This window comes from Rhodococcus daqingensis, assembly GCF_042665615.1.
Lineage (GTDB): Bacteria > Actinomycetota > Actinomycetes > Mycobacteriales > Mycobacteriaceae > Rhodococcus_G > Rhodococcus_G daqingensis.
The window spans coordinates 1-14,722 of record NZ_JBHTCS010000016.1 but is presented as its reverse complement, the minus strand read 5'-3'; the positions used below and the strand labels follow the sequence as shown (position 1 = coordinate 14,722).

Genomic DNA, 14,722 nt, shown 5'->3' with positions numbered 1-14,722 from the left:
CCCCCTTCTTCGGTTGGTGCTCGAACTCGATCGATGCTGGCGTTCAATCAAAAAAGCGCAGGTCGGAGATGGTGCCACTGGCGACGAGCATGATGTAGAAGTCGGTGATGATCAGCGTCCCGAGCGTTGTCCAGGCGAGCAGCATGTGCCGGGTGTTGAGCTTGCTGACCAGTGTCCAGAGCCGGTACCGGACCGGATGCGCCGAGAAGTGCTTGAGCCTGCCGCCGATGATGTGCCGGCAGGAGTGGCAGGACAGTGTGTACGCCCACAGCAGGATCACGTTGACGAGCAGGACGATGTTGCCGAGGCCGAAGCCGAACCCGCCGCTCTTGCCGTGAAAGGCGATGATCGCGTCGTAGGTGTTGATCAGCGAGACGATAAGCGCGGCATAGAAGAAGTAGCGGTGTGCGTTCTGCAGGATCAGCGGCAGCCGGGTCTCGCCCGTGTACCGGGTGTGCGGCTCGGCGACCGCGCACGCCGCGGGGGCCAGCCAGATGGAACGGTAGTAGGCCTTGCGGTAGTAGTAGCAGGTCAGCCGGAAGCCGAGAAGGAAAGGCAGGACCAGGAACCCGAGCGGGATCCACATCGGGAGTTCCCCGATGGGCGTGCCGAAGTGGCTGGCCCCTGGCACACACGAATCACTCAGGCACGGCGAGTAGAAGGGCGTCAGGTAGTGGTACTCGTCGACCCAGTACGCGGTGCGAACCCAGGACCGGATGCTCGCGTAGACGACGAAGGTGGCCAGCCCCAGGGTGGTCAGGAGTGGGGGTAGCCACCATCGGTCGGTCCGCAGGGTGCCCGCGGGAATCCGCGCACGCGTCGCCCCCTCGACGCCGCGCGGCGCCCTGGCAGGCGCGCTCACCGGCGCTCGTGGGGATGACCGCCTACACCCTCGTCGTCAGCTCCGAGCCAGAGCGCCTGGTCGTATGGGGTGTCCGGCACGGGCACCCGCTCGTGCTGCCCGGCGTGCGTCATCCGGGGTGGCGACTCGTCGAGGTCGCCCGCGTCGATATCAAGCCGCTCCACATCGTTGGCGAGCCTGCGGACGGCCGCCGCGTCGCCGTAAACCGTGCGAAGCGTGCCGACGCACTGCCGCAGGTGCCCGATCGTGCGTTGCAGCTCCATCATTTCGGTGGTGGACATTCGAACCTCCGAGACCCGATGATGTGATTGCTATCACACTACGGTAAGCGCATCACCACGACCCCCGCATCCGGCTGGGCAATTCGTCGGATCCGGTCCGGAATCGGGCGCCGTGCCGGACCGAGAGAAGGGGCGGACGCATGGTGTCGCAGCGTGGGCATGGGGACGCTCCGCAGGCTTCGATCCCGGGACTCGACCTGCCCGCGGGTTTCGATTTCACCGATCCCGACCTGTACGTCACGGGTGTGCCGCACACGGAGCTGGCCGCGCTTCGTGCGCACTGCCCGGTGTGGTGGAACCCGCAGCCGCCCGGTGTCGGCGGCTACCGCGACGAGGGCTACTGGGTGGTGACCAAGCACGCCGACATCCGGGAGATCTCCAGGAACTCCGAGCTCTATTCGAGCTGGGAGAAGACCGCCATGGTTCGGGTCGACGACGGCATCACACCGGAGAATCTCGAGATGCAGCGGCTCATCATGCTGAACAAGGACGCACCGGAGCACACCACGCTGCGCAAACTCGTCGCCCACGGGTTCACGCCGAGAGCGATCGCGAATCTGCGCGCAACCCTCGCGGAACGCGCCGAGAAGATCGTCGCGGCTGCCGCGGCGTCGGGCAGCGGCGACTTCGTCTCGCAGGTCGCCTGCGAGCTGCCGCTTCAGGCCATCGCTGAACTGATCGGAGTGCCGCAGGAAGACCGCCGCAAACTCTTCGACTGGTCCAACGAGATGACCGGCGGCGACGACCCGGACTACGACACCGATCCACTGACCGCGTCTGCGGAGATCCTGGGGTACGCCTACCAATTGGCCGACACCCGCCGCACGTGCCCGGCCGAGGACATCGTGACGACCCTGATCCAGGCGGACATCGACGGCGACGAACTCACCCCTGAGGAGTTCGGGTTCTTCGTGATCTTGCTCGCGGTCGCGGGAAACGAGACCACCCGCAACGCCATCACCCACGGGATGATCGCGTTCCTCGAGAACCCGGACCAGTGGGAGTTGTTCAAGCGCGAGCGACCGGCGACGACCGCCGACGAGATCGTCCGGTGGGCGACACCGGTGACGGCGTTCCAGCGGACCGCGACCGCCGACACAGTGCTCGGCGGGCAGCAGATCCGAAAGGGCGACCGGGTCGCTATGTTCTACGCCTCCGCGAACTTCGACGAGGACGTGTTCGAGGATCCGACGAGGTTCGACATCACCCGGGATCCCAACCCACACCTGGGCTTCGGCGGCTCGGGTGCGCACTTCTGCCTCGGCGCAAACCTCGCCCTGCTCGAGATCGACCTGATCTTCAACGCACTGGCCGACCGGATACCGGACATCTCCCGCCTCGGCGACCCACAACACCTGCGCTCCGGCTGGCTCAACGGGATCAAGCGATTCGACGTCGACTACGGAAGCGGCTGCCCCGTCAAGCACTGAGCCAGCGCCGGATCGAACCACCCCGGCGCCGCGGCCGCGAACGTCGCGCGCTCGCACGCGGCCGAGCCGGCCGGCACGGATCCCAGCAGCGGCACACCCGTCACCTCGGCCAGCTCCTCGAGGTTGCAGCGCGACGCGAGGTCGGGCTCCGACGGCCAGGAGCCGATGACCAGACCCGCGCACGGCACCCCCGCGGATTCGAGCGCACGCACCGTCAGCGCGCTGTGGTTCAGGGTGCCGAGCCCGGCGGCGGCCACCACCAGGACCGGGGCGCCGAGCGTCCGCGCGACGTCGACGATTGTGAACCCCCGCGCCCCGAGCCGGACCAGCACCCCGCCCGCACCCTCGACGAGGGTCAGGTCGTGCGAGCTGTCGAGCGCCCGGACCGCGACGAGCACGTCGTCGAGCTCCAACGCGGGCAGTCCGGCGCGGCGAGCGGCAGTGTCGGGAGCGAGCGGCTCCGGGTACCGGGCCAGCTCGACCACCTCGCCCACACCCGAAAGTCGTTGCACCTCGGCCAGATCCCCCGGTTCGCCGGCGCCGACCCCGGTCTGCGCGGGCTTGCACACGGCCACCGTACGACCGGCGGACAACGCCACCGACGCGAGCGCGGCAGTGACCACCGTCTTGCCGACGTCGGTCGAGGTCCCGCTGATGAGCAGCACGCTCACGCGGGTGCCCCCGCGAGGATCTCGGCGAGGATGGCCTCGATGGTCGCGAGCTCGTCGGGCGTGATCGTCGCACGCGCGGTCAGCCGCAGCCGCGAGGTGCCCTCCGGCACCGACGGCGGACGGAAGCAGCCGACGTGCAGGCCACGTTCGCGGCAGGCCTGGGCGGCATCGAAGGCCCGCTGGGCGTCGCCGAGCACGACCGAGACCACCGCGGACTCGGGCGCGTCGACGCCCGTCATCCGGGCCAGGTCGCGGGCCCGCTCGAGCACCGCGGTCGCCCGTTCGGGCTCCCGGCGCAGCACCCCGAGCGCGGCCCGCGCGGCACCGACCGCGGCGGGCGCGAGCCCGGTGTCGAAGATGAAGGTCCTGGCCGCGTCGATGAGATGGGCGCGCACCTTCTCGGCGCCGAGCACCACCCCGCCCTGGCTGGCCAGCGACTTCGACAGCGTCGCGGTCACCACCAGGTCCGGCTCCCCCGCCAGGCCGAGCTCGTGCACCAGGCCGCGGCCGCCGTCCCCGCGCACCCCGATGCCGTGCGCCTCGTCCACGATCAGGACTGCGCCGTGCTCGCGGCACAGCCGATGCATCTCGCGCAGCGGGGCCAGGTCACCGTCGGCACTGAACACCGAATCGGTGAGCACCAGCGCGCGCTCCTCGGTCCGGGTCGCGAGGGCCTCACGCAGCCGGTCGCGGTCGCCGTGCGGTGCCACCTCGACCCTGGCCCGCGACAGCCGGCAGGCGTCGACCAGGGACGCGTGGCTGCCCGCGTCGGAGATGACCACCGAGCCCTTGCCGGACAGCGCGGTGACCACGCCGAGGTTCGCGGTGTACCCGGAGGAGAACACCAGGCCGGACTCGGCACCGACGAACTCGGCGAGTTCGCGCTCGAGCAGTTCGTGTTCCGTGGTGGTCCCGGTGACCAGGCGTGATCCGGTCGCGCCCGCGCCCCAGCGGCGAAGGGCCGCCGTCGCGCCGTCGATCACCTCGGGGTGCCGGACCAGGCCGAGGTAGTCGTTGGAGGCCAGGTCGATCGCCGCCGGGGCCGGCGTGCGCGGCCGGAGCTCACGGCGCAGACCGGCGGCGCGGCGCTGCTCCGCGACGTCGTCCAGCCAGCTCAGAGGGGTGCGATCGTTTCCCACGGGAAGCACCATACGCGAGGACTTGAACGGTGTTCAATTCACGGCACCGCCGTGGTGTTCAATTCACGGCACCGCCGTGGTGTTCACTTCCCCAGTGCGGCCGCCGGGGCCGTCGCCCGCGCCGCCGCCACCATCCCCGCCGCGATCGCCGCGACCTCGGCACCGGTGCAGATGTACGGCGGCATCGCGTAGATCAGCTTCCCGAACGGCCGCAGCCACACGCCCGCGTCCACCGCCGCGTCCGTGGCGAGCCGCATGTCGACCGGCCGCTCCATCTCGATCACCCCGACCCCGCCGCGCACCCGCACGTCGGCCACGCCGGGCAGGTCCCGGGCCGGCGCCAGCCCGGCCGCCAGCCCCGAGCCCAGCGCCGCCACCTCGGCGCGCCAGTCGCGCGAGAGCAACAGTTCGACCGCTGCGACAGCGACCGCGCAGGCGAGCGGGTTCGCCATGAACGTCGGACCGTGCATCAGCGCGCCCGCCTCCCCCGCGCTGATCGCCTCGGCGACGGCGGTGCTGCACATGGTCGCGGCGAGGGTCATGTACCCCCCGGTCAGCGCCTTTCCGATGCACATGATGTCGGGGGCGACGCCGGCGTGGTCGGCCGCGAACAGCTCGCCGGTGCGGCCGAACCCGGTGGCGATCTCGTCGAACACCAACAGCAGCTCGTGTTCGTCCGCGAGGCGCCGCAGCTCGGCCAGGTAGCGCGGATCGTGGAAGCGCATGCCGCCCGCGCCCTGCAGCACCGGCTCGACGATGATCGCCGCCAGCTCATCGCGGTGCTCGAGCAGGATCCGCTCGAACTCGGCAACATATGCCGGGTCGAACTCGACGGGCGGGATCGGCGCGAACACCTGCCGCGCCAGCACGTCGGACCACAGCGTGTGCATTCCGCCCTCCGGGTCGCAGACGCTCATCGGGGCGAAGGTGTCGCCGTGGTAGCCGCCGCGCCAGGTGAGCAGGTGCTTCTTGTCCGGCCTGCCGAGGCTGCGCCAGTACTGGATGCACATCTTGACGGCGACCTCGACGGACACCGAGCCCGAGTCCGCGAAGAACACCTTGTCCAGGCCGGCCGGGGTGATCTCGATCAGCAGCTCGGCCAGCCGGGCGGCGGGCTCGTGGGTCAGCCCACCGAACATGACGTGGCTCATCCGGCCGAGCTGGGCGGTCGCGGCCGCGTCGAGCACCGGGTGACGGTACCCGTGCACGGCCGCCCACCAGGAGCTCATTCCGTCGACCAGCTCCCGGCCGTCGGCGAGGGTCAGCCGGACACCGCTCGCACTGTCGACCACCAAAGCGCTGGTGGAGGCGGGAAACGCGCTGTACGGATGCCAGAGGTGCTCGGCATCGATACGGGAGATCTGATCTGGGGTCAGTCCGGCATGAGACACACCAGGACCCTAGCGAGCCGCCCCGCGCTACCCGTGCCGGACCGGGCAGCCGCCCCGGTAATCGACCTGGAGTTCCTTGATCCCGTTGATCCACCCGGACCGCAACCGGCGCGGATCGCCGATCATGCTCAGGTCCGGCATGTGGTCCGCGATCGCGTCGAACATGATCCCCACCTCCATGCGAGCAAGGTTCGCGCCGACGCAGTAGTGGGCGCCGGTGCCGCCGAAGCTCAGGTGCGGGTTGTCCGCCCGGGTGATGTCGAAGTCCATCGGGTTGTCGAAGACGTCCTCGTCGAAGTTCGCCGACGCGTAGAACATCACCACCCGGTCCCCCGCCGCGATCTCCTGGCCGCCGAGCACGGTGTCGCTGAGTGCGGTTCGCTGGAAGCCGATCACCGGTGTCGCCCAACGGATGATCTCGTCGACGGCGGTCGCCGGCCGCTCCCGCTTGTACAGCTCCCACTGATCTGGGTGCTCGAGGAACGCCATGATCCCGTGCGTGATCGCGTTGCGCGTCGTCTCGTTGCCCGCGACTGCGAGGATCAGCACGAAGAAGCCGAATTCCTCGGAGGTGAGCGCCTCGCCGTCGACATTCGCCTCGACGAGGGTGGTCAGCAGGTCGCCGGCCGGACACTGCTTGCGCTGCTCCGCCATCAGATACGAGTAGCCCAACAGCTCCGTCGAGGCGGTGACCGACGCCGCGGCGAACTCCGGGTCGTCGTAGCCCATCATCTGATTCGACCAGTCGAAGATCTTGCCGCGATCATCCTGGGGGACGCCGATCAGCTCGGCGATCGCCTGCAGTGGGAGTTCGGCGGCCACCTGCGACACGAAGTCGCCGGTGCCGCCCGCCGCCGCCTGCTTCACGATCGATTCGGCGCGTGCCTTCAACGCCGGGCGCAGGTCCGCGATCGACCGCGGGGTGAACGCACGGGAGATCAGCTTCCTGAGCTTGGTGTGCTCAGGCGCATCCATGTTGAGCAGCAGGGTCCGAAGCAGGTCGATCGTCTCGCGCGGCGTGTCATCGGCGAACCTGGGGATCGCCGTGTTCTGCCAGGTGGAGTAGACGGCGCCGTTGCGCGAGACCTCCTTGACATCAGCGTGCTTGGTGACGGCCCAGTACCCGCCGTCGCCGAAGCCGCCCTTGTCCGGCGACTGGGGGTTCCACCAGACCGGCGCGGTCCGGCGCAGGTCCGCGAACTCCTCTGCGGGGAACCGGTCTTCGTACACGGCGGGATCGGTGAGGTCGAAACCGTCCGGAATATTCGGTGTGGGCACTGCGATCTCCTCGTCCTCGGGTGAGTGTCCTGACAAGCGTCACACGGCGAAAAGGCTTCGCGCTTGGCAGATTTCGCCAACCTCGAGGGCGATCATTGTGGGACCCGCACACCGGGATCCCGGTCACCGTCCGAAGGTGTCGAAGCACTCCAACGCCAGCTCCAGCGGCAGGCGATTCGTCGCCAGGTCCCGGCCGAGGACCTCCTCCGCCCGCTGGATCCGGTATCGGACGGTGTTCTTGTGCACACCCAACCGTCGCGCCGCCGCCTCCTGGTTTCCCCCGCTGACCAGGACCGCGCGGACGGTGTCGCGCAGGCGTTCGGAGGCCGCGTCGTCGCCCAGCATTCCCGCCAGCTCGCGTTCGACCAATGCCGACCGGGCGGCGGGATCGTGTGAGGCCAGGGCGGCGACCTCGACGTCGCGGTACCGAGTGAATGTCCGTCGTTGCCTTCCGTTCTCGGCGATCGAACGGGCGGCCCGGGCCTCGCGGTGACTGCGCCGGAACCCGTCGATCCCAGCGCCCGGGTCACCGATGGCGAATCGGACCCCTGCGGGGACCAGCGCGGCGTGCTGCGGGTCGGGTCCCAGCGGGTCCCCGTCGACCATCCAGGCCCACAGGCCGCTGGCGCCGGACGGTACACACAGCAGGTCCGCGGCGGAGGCTTCCCTCGCCATGCGCAGAACAACCGCCTCGAGGTCGGCGATCGGATCGAACCCCGGCGCGGCGCCTTCCGCCCACACGGAGAGCGCGGTGTGCGTCCGGTGCAGCGGGTACGCCATCCGGGCCGAGGCCTGGGCGACGTCCACCGCTGCGCCGTCCAGGATCTCCCGCACCGTGCCGATGCGCTGCGAGAACGCCCCGCGCAACAGACTCTCCCGCTCACGGGTGTAGGTCGCGTTGAGTTCCTCGAGCAGCGTGTTCATCAACTCACTGGTCTGCTCCCACATCATCGTCATCAACGCCAACGTGAAATCGTTCGGGAGGTCCTGCTGGGCGACGAACTCGGTGGCGAACCCGAGCACGGCGCGATGACAGGCATGGTCGAACTGGGACAGCACCCGGAGGTCGAGGCCGCGGCGGGCGATGGTCCGAGCGAGCGCGTGGCACTCGCCGGAGACCGCCACCGTCGCGCGGGCGCCGTCGACCGGGATCTCGGTGCCGAGGAACACCCGGAACTGGCTCCGGATCGCGGCCTTGAGATCGCGCTGGAGCTCGGCGTCCGTCGCCAGCTCGGGGACGTCCGCGCAGATCGACGAGTCGAGCCGGTCGATGAACCCCTCGAAATCGGCGCGGCTGAACGTCGAGCTCACGTGCTCCCGCATCCACCGAGCCGCGGACCCCGGACTGTTCATCGACCCCATCAGGACATTGTGTGCGAATTGCACAATCTCGCGATGTCGTATGGCAGGAATACCCAAACGCACGCAGAGGAGTTGTGCGAATCGCACACATCGATCGGTCAGGACCCTCCTGCTACCGCTCCTGACGTCGACAGGAGGGCTCGCCGAGCGCGGACTAGGGTCGAGACATGGCACACACGGAGAGCCCGGCCATCGCGGTGTGGCCGGGCAGCGCCTATCCGCTCGGCGCGACGTACGACGGTGCGGGCACCAACTTCTCGCTGTTCTCCGAGGTGGCCGACGCGGTGGAGCTCTGCCTGATCGCGAGGGACGGCACCGAGACCCGGGTGCCGCTCGAGGAGGTCGACGGCTTCGTCTGGCACGCCTACCTGCCCGCGGTCGCGCCCGGTCAGCGCTACGGCTTTCGCGTGCACGGTCCGCACGACCCGAAGTCGGGTCACCGCTGCGACCCGAGCAAGTTGCTGCTCGACCCCTACGGCAAGGCGTTCGACGGCGCATTCGATACCGATCCCGCGGTCCACACGTTCGGCTCCGACTCGCTGGGACACACCATGACCACCGTGGTGATCAACCCGTTCTTCGACTGGGCATCCGATCGCGCGCCCCGACATCCGTACCACGACACCGTGATCTACGAGGCGCACGTCAAGGGGATGACGGCGACCCACCCCGCGGTGCCCGAGGAGCTCCGCGGCACCTACGCCGGTCTCGCGCATCCCGCGATCATCGACCACCTGCGCGGCCTCGGGGTCACCGCGATCGAGTTGATGCCCGTTCACCAGTTCATGCACGACCAAACCCTGCTCGATCTCGGACTGCGCAACTACTGGGGTTACAACACATTCGGTTTCCTCGCCCCGCACGCCGACTATGCCGCGACCTCTAAGGCGGGCGGCGCGGTCACCGAGTTCAAGGCGATGGTCCGAGCGTTCCACGAGGCGGACATCGAGGTGATCCTCGATGTCGTCTACAACCACACCGCCGAGGGCAATCACCTGGGGCCGACGATCAACTTCCGCGGCATCGACAATGCCGCCTACTACCGGCTGGTCGAGGGCGATCTCGCGCACTACATGGACTACACCGGCACCGGGAACAGCCTCAACGCCCGGCATCCGCACACCCTGCAGCTGATCATGGATTCGTTGCGGTACTGGGTGACCGAGATGCACGTGGACGGATTCCGCTTCGACCTGGCATCCACCCTCGCCCGCGAACTGCACGACGTGGACCGGCTGTCCGCGTTCTTCGACCTGGTGCAGCAGGACCCGATCGTCAGCCAGGTCAAGCTGATCGCCGAGCCCTGGGACGTCGGCGAGGGCGGCTACCAGGTGGGCAACTTCCCGGGACTGTGGACGGAGTGGAACGGCAAGTACCGCGACACCGTCCGCGACTACTGGCGGGGCGAACCGTCGACCCTCGGCGAGTTCGCCTCCCGCCTGACCGGCTCGTCGGACCTGTACGAGGCGACCGGGCGCAGACCGAGCGCGAGCATCAACTTCGTCACCGCACACGACGGCTTCACCCTCGCGGACCTGGTGTCCTACAACGACAAGCACAACCAGGCCAACGGCGAGGACAACAGGGACGGCGAGAGTCACAACCGATCCTGGAACTGCGGGGTGGAGGGTCCGACCGACGACCCCGAGATCCTCTCGCTGCGGGCCCGTCAGCGGCGCAACCTGCTGGCCACCCTGATGCTCAGCCAGGGCACGCCGATGCTCGCGCACGGCGACGAGATGGGCCGGACCCAGCACGGCAACAACAATGTGTACTGCCAGGATTCACCAATCGCCTGGATGGATTGGTCGCTGGCCGAGACGAACGCGGACCTGGTCGAGTTCACCCGCAACGTGATCGCGCTACGGGCAGCACATCCGGTGTTCCGCCGCAGGCGGTTCCTCGCGGGCGGTCCGATCCGATCCGGCGAACAGGCCCGCGACATCGCGTGGTTGACCCCGGCGGGTGAGGAGATGACCGCACAGGACTGGGGCAGCGGGTTCGGCCGGTCGCTCGCGGTGTACCTCGACGGCGCCGGGATCCAGGAGCCCGACCATCGCGGCAGGCGCGTGGTGGACGACTCGTTCCTGTTGTGTTTCAACGCCCATGACGAGGCGCTCGAGTTCACCGTCCCCGATGACGGCGCCGGCGCACACTGGGCGGTCGCGCTCGACACCGCCACCGAAACCGGTCTGGTGGACGCGGTGGTCGGCGGGGGCGGGACGATGAAGGTGGCGCCGCGCTCGGTCGTCGTGCTGCGTTCGGTTCCCTGACCATGGCCGCGATCACCGGGACCTACCGGCTGCAACTGCGCGGCGACGCGTTCACCCTCGACGACGCCAGGGAGCTCGCGGACTACCTGGACGATCTCGGCGTCTCGCATCTGTACCTGTCCCCCGTGTTGTCCGCGGCCACCGGATCCACCCACGGCTATGACGTCACCGACCCGACGACGGTGTCGCTACAGCTCGGTGGCCGGGAGTCCTTGGCGGCGTTGGCGTCCGAGCTACGCGAACGCGGGATGGGGCTGATCGTCGACCTCGTCCCCAACCACGTCGGGGTGGCCGATCCGCGACAGAACCCCTGGTGGTGGGACGTGCTCCGGCACGGCCGCACGTCCGAGTACGCGTCGTACTTCGACATCGACTGGGACCAGGGGCGAATCGCGATACCGGTTCTCGGCGACGACGCCGGGCTCACCGTCGACCGCACCGGCCCGGAACCAGCGCTCGCCTACCACGAACACCGCTACCCGATCGCCCCGGGAACCGACGGCGGCGACGCGACGGCGGTGCACTCGCGGCAGGCGTACAAGTTGGTCGACTGGCGCAGCGGCCGCGTGGGCTATCGGCGGTTCTTCACTGTCAACGAGCTCGCCGCGCTGCGGCAGGAAGACCCGGCGGTGTTCGAGGCGAGCCACCGGGAGGTCCGGTCGTGGATGTCGGACGGCCTCGTCGACGGGGTGCGGATCGATCACCCCGATGGGCTCGCGGACCCGGCCGGCTACCTGCGCCGACTACGCCGGCTCCTCGGGCCCGACCGGTGGCTGGTGATCGAGAAGATCCTGGCGCCCGGTGAGCCGCTCGACCCCGCGCTGCCCGTGGACGGCACGACGGGGTACGACGCACTGGGCGAGCTGACCGGGGTGTTCCTCGACCCCGCCGGTGCGCAGGAGTTGACGGAGCTGCATCGGCGGCGCACCGGAGACCGGGGCGACACCGAATCGCTGCGACGGTCCGAACGCGAACTCAAGCGTGAGGTGCTGCGCGGCGGCCTGGCGCCGGAGGTCCGCCGCCTGGTCGGTGTGGTCCGGCGCGAATCCACCACCGACGTCGACCCGGATGCATTGACCTCGGCCGTCGTGGAGACCCTCGCGCTGATCCCCCACTACCGCACCGACTACGGCCCGACCTCCGGTGCGCTCCGCGAGGCGATCGGCGTTGTGTCCGAGGAGCACCCGGAGCTCGCCGGGGCGCTGTCGGCGCTGTCCGCGGCGGTGCGCTCGAACGGCGAGGCGGCCGCGCGTCTGCAGCAGGTGTGCGGCGCCGCGATGGCCAAGGCCGTCGAGGACCGCCTGTTCTACCGGACCGCACGGTTGATCTCGTTGCAGGAGGTGGGCGGCGACCCGGGCCGGTTCGGGGTGTCGGTGGCGCAGTTCCACCTCGCGCAGGCCCGGCGGGCGCGCGACTGGCCGGCCGCGATGACCACCCTCTCCACCCACGACACCAAGCGCGGCGAGGACGTGCGGGCCCGGATCGGCGTGCTGTCGCAGGCCGCTGGGCTGTGGGCGCGCCGTGTCGGGGAGTGGGAGGCTCTGTCCCCCAGTCCGGACCCCGCGACCGGTCTGTTCCTGTGGCAGACGATGTTCGGAGTGTGGCCCGTCGTCGGCGGCCCGGACGCCACGGTTCGGGACCGGCTGCACGCATACGCCGAGAAGGCCGTGCGCGAATCCGGCGTCCGGACGTCCTGGGAGCGCGTGGACGCCGGCTTCGAGTCGCGCGTCTGCGCGTGGATCGACGAGGTGATCGACGGTCCGGTCGCGGCATCGATGTCCGATCTCGTCGGACGGCTCGCCCCGCACGGTCGGATCGACTCGCTCGGGCAGAAGCTGCTGCAGCTGGCGGGGCCGGGCATCCCGGATGTGTATCAGGGCACCGAACTGTGGGAGGACTCGCTGGTGGACCCGGACAACCGGCGCCTGGTGGACTTCGGCGTGCGGCGACGGCTGGCGGCGGACCCTCGCCCGGTGTCGGCCGTGGACGCGGTGGCCAAGTTGCTGGTGACCCGCAGCGCACTACGATTGCGACGCGAGCGGCCCTCGAGTTTCGTCGGCGGTTCGTACGCGCCGGTCTCCGCGCACGGCGATGCGGCGTCCCACCTGGTGGGGTTCCTGCGCGGCGAGGACGTGATCGCGGTGGCCACCCGGCACAGCCTCGGATTGGCCGAACGCGGGTGGCGTGGAACGTCGGTGACCCTGCCGCCCGGCACCTGGACCGACCGGCTCACCGGCAACGTGTTCACCGGCGAAGTCCGTGCGGCGGATCTGCTCGACCGGTTGCCGGTAGCACTCCTCGCACGGCCCTGACCTGCGCCATTCCACTAGGCGGGACAATTCGGCACACGATGACGAAACATAACCTACTGTGACCTGCAACACGTTCACACTGCACGCGGGAGGCTCACAGCTATGGGGAATCGGTTCGAGGGCAAGGTCGCATTCATCACCGGCGCGGCGCGCGGGCAGGGCCGGGCCGAGGCGGTCAAGTTCGCCTCGGAGGGTGCGGACATCATCGCCCTCGATGCGTGCAAGAAGTTCGACTCCACCCCCTATGAGGGCGCCACCGAGGAGGATCTCGCCGAGACCGTCCGCCTGGTCGAGGAGCAGGGCCGCAAGATCGTCGCCACCAAGGCCGACGTGCGCGACTTCGCCGCCGTCACCGCCGCGCTCGACGCCGGGGTCGAGGCCTTCGGCCGGCTCGACTACGTGGTCGCCAATGCCGGCATCTGCTCGGCCGCACTGTCCTGGGAGATCACCCCGGAGCAGTGGCAGGAGACCATCGACGTCAACCTGACCGGCGTCTTCTTCACCTGCAAGGCCGCCATCCCGAAGCTGATCGAGCAGGGCGAGGGCGGTTCCATCGTCGTCACCAGCTCCGTCTCGAGCCTCAAGGGCGCGCCGTTCTTCGGCCACTACGTCGCCAGCAAGGCGGGCATCGCCGGCCTGACGCGGACCATGGCCAACGAGCTCGGCATGCATCGGATCCGCGTCAACAGCGTGCACCCGTACGGTGTCGCCTCCGGCATGATCATGACGGACGTCGTTCCGCTCATGGAGCGCTTCGCCGAGACGCTCGCCCCCGCCTTCATCCCGTCGCTGCCGGACGGGATCAGCCAGCCCGAGGACGTCGCGAACGTCGTGGCCTTCCTCTGCTCGGACGAGGCGCATCACATCACCGGCATCAACATGCCGATCGACCTGGGCAACGCCGCGCGCTGATCCTGCTACACAACGAGCCGCCGGCCGGGATCACCCGGTCGGCGGTTCGTCGTCTGCGACGGAGTCCGGCACTCGGCTGCCGTGATGACTCCACCCAGACGCATACGAGTCCGACCTGATCAATCGACTTCGGGTGCTCCGCGAATCGATCCTGTGGAAGCTCTACGGGCTCTCGGAGTATGACATTCGACGCCCCCTGACACCGACGGCACGAACCTTCTGTGTGCGACGCCCGACGAATCTACGGACCTCATCGTGAACGGTATCTATCGGCGATCCTGGGAGCATGCCGGGCAGACATTCCCTCGATCTAGACTCACCGGGCTCCGTGCCCGGATGGCCCGAACAGCACGCCACCTTGCACCAGATCCTCGTGCTCATGATCATCGAAACGGCCCGCCACGCCGGTCACGCCGACACATCCGGGAAATGATTGACGGCGTCGCAGGTATGTCAAAACACAACGAAAACCTGCACTACACAGACCGGGAACGCCATCGCGCGCATGTCGAACGAGTCCAGGCCACAGCGAATCCTCGCCCATTCCTGCCCATTGTTTGCGCCAAACCCCGGGCGTAGTATCGAATGTATGTTCGAGTCCGGTGGTGGGGTTCAGGTCGGCGAGGTGAGGGCCGGCGCCGAGGCGGTGGCCTCGGCGTTGCTGGCCGATGTCGCCGCCCTCGACGAGGTCGGTCGGTCGTGGCGCATCGAGAATCGGTGTGCGGCGCGGAAGGTGTTGGCGGCGGGTCGGTTCTGGGAATCGTGGATCGAACGCGATATCCGGTTGGGGTCGGGCGACATCGTCGACTGC

The 14,722-nt window shown here is 69.1% G+C and carries 13 protein-coding genes; 6 read left to right on the top strand and 7 right to left on the bottom strand.

Annotation, left to right across the window (positions count from 1 at the left end; translation table 11 throughout):
- Positions 1-43: 43 nt before the first annotated feature.
- Complete coding sequence (locus tag ACFQS9_RS13415; protein WP_378405406.1) at positions 44-862, bottom strand: hypothetical protein; 819 nt, start codon at positions 860-862, stop codon at positions 44-46.
- On the bottom strand, positions 859-1,143 hold the full coding sequence (locus tag ACFQS9_RS13410; protein WP_378405405.1) for a hypothetical protein: 285 nt from the start codon (positions 1,141-1,143) through the stop codon (positions 859-861). Before ACFQS9_RS13410 ends, ACFQS9_RS13415 begins: the two co-directional genes overlap by 4 nt.
- A 140-nt stretch (positions 1,144-1,283) precedes the next feature.
- Between ACFQS9_RS13410 and ACFQS9_RS13405 the strand changes: the two genes are divergently transcribed.
- On the top strand, positions 1,284-2,573 hold the full coding sequence (locus ACFQS9_RS13405; RefSeq protein ID WP_378405404.1) for a cytochrome P450: 1,290 nt from the start codon (positions 1,284-1,286) through the stop codon (positions 2,571-2,573).
- Here the strand turns inward: ACFQS9_RS13405 and bioD are convergent.
- From bioD to ACFQS9_RS13380, 5 genes are all read right to left on the bottom strand, one after another.
- On the bottom strand, positions 2,543-3,244 hold the full coding sequence (gene bioD, locus ACFQS9_RS13400; RefSeq protein ID WP_378405401.1) for a dethiobiotin synthase: 702 nt from the start codon (positions 3,242-3,244) through the stop codon (positions 2,543-2,545). The genes ACFQS9_RS13405 and bioD overlap by 31 nt on opposite strands.
- On the bottom strand, positions 3,241-4,395 hold the full coding sequence (locus ACFQS9_RS13395) for an 8-amino-7-oxononanoate synthase (protein WP_378405399.1): 1,155 nt from the start codon (positions 4,393-4,395) through the stop codon (positions 3,241-3,243). Before ACFQS9_RS13395 ends, bioD begins: the two co-directional genes overlap by 4 nt.
- A gap of 71 nt (positions 4,396-4,466) precedes the next feature.
- The gene (locus ACFQS9_RS13390) at positions 4,467-5,774 is read right to left on the bottom strand and encodes an adenosylmethionine--8-amino-7-oxononanoate transaminase (protein WP_378405397.1); all 1,308 of its coding nucleotides are present in this window, start codon (positions 5,772-5,774) and stop codon (positions 4,467-4,469) included.
- 27 nt (positions 5,775-5,801) lie between these two features.
- Entirely contained in the window at positions 5,802-7,052 is a 1,251-nt protein-coding gene (locus ACFQS9_RS13385; protein WP_378405395.1) for a cytochrome P450, read from the bottom strand.
- A gap of 123 nt (positions 7,053-7,175) precedes the next feature.
- Entirely contained in the window at positions 7,176-8,414 is a 1,239-nt protein-coding gene (locus ACFQS9_RS13380; protein ID WP_378405393.1) for a PucR family transcriptional regulator, read from the bottom strand.
- 167 nt (positions 8,415-8,581) lie between these two features.
- On the opposite strand from ACFQS9_RS13380, the gene glgX reads away from it, so the two are divergent.
- From glgX to ACFQS9_RS13355, 5 genes are all read left to right on the top strand, one after another.
- The gene (glgX, locus tag ACFQS9_RS13375) at positions 8,582-10,687 is read left to right on the top strand and encodes a glycogen debranching protein GlgX (RefSeq protein WP_378405391.1); all 2,106 of its coding nucleotides are present in this window, start codon (positions 8,582-8,584) and stop codon (positions 10,685-10,687) included.
- Positions 10,688-10,689: 2 nt separating this feature from the next.
- A complete protein-coding gene (gene treY / locus ACFQS9_RS13370) occupies positions 10,690-12,999 on the top strand; it encodes a malto-oligosyltrehalose synthase (protein ID WP_378405389.1) in 2,310 nt (769 codons plus the stop codon).
- Positions 13,000-13,101: 102 nt separating this feature from the next.
- Positions 13,102-13,911 (top strand): mycofactocin-coupled SDR family oxidoreductase, encoded by an 810-nt coding sequence (locus tag ACFQS9_RS13365; RefSeq protein WP_378405387.1) that lies wholly within the window; start codon positions 13,102-13,104, stop codon positions 13,909-13,911.
- 286 nt (positions 13,912-14,197) lie between these two features.
- Entirely contained in the window at positions 14,198-14,344 is a 147-nt protein-coding gene (locus tag ACFQS9_RS13360) for a mycothiol transferase (protein WP_378405386.1), read from the top strand.
- A 156-nt stretch (positions 14,345-14,500) separates the two neighbouring features.
- Positions 14,501-14,722, top strand: a 222-nt coding sequence (locus tag ACFQS9_RS13355) for a hypothetical protein (protein ID WP_378405384.1), incomplete at its 3' end; no start/stop codon positions are given.

Bases quoted from the DNA above. Each gene is read 5' to 3' on its own strand.
- ACFQS9_RS13410 (WP_378405405.1), bottom strand. From the start codon at position 1,143: ATGTCCACCACCGAAATGATGGAGCTGCAACGCACGATCGGGCACCTG.
- ACFQS9_RS13405 (WP_378405404.1), top strand. From the start codon at position 1,284: ATGGTGTCGCAGCGTGGGCATGGGGACGCTCCGCAGGCTTCGATCCCG.
- ACFQS9_RS13395 (WP_378405399.1), bottom strand. From the start codon at position 4,395: ATGGTGCTTCCCGTGGGAAACGATCGCACCCCTCTGAGCTGGCTGGAC.
- ACFQS9_RS13380 (WP_378405393.1), bottom strand. From the start codon at position 8,414: ATGGGGTCGATGAACAGTCCGGGGTCCGCGGCTCGGTGGATGCGGGAG.
- glgX (WP_378405391.1), top strand. From the start codon at position 8,582: ATGGCACACACGGAGAGCCCGGCCATCGCGGTGTGGCCGGGCAGCGCC.
- treY (WP_378405389.1), top strand. From the start codon at position 10,690: ATGGCCGCGATCACCGGGACCTACCGGCTGCAACTGCGCGGCGACGCG.
- ACFQS9_RS13365 (WP_378405387.1), top strand. From the start codon at position 13,102: ATGGGGAATCGGTTCGAGGGCAAGGTCGCATTCATCACCGGCGCGGCG.
- ACFQS9_RS13360 (WP_378405386.1), top strand. From the start codon at position 14,198: ATGCCGGGCAGACATTCCCTCGATCTAGACTCACCGGGCTCCGTGCCC.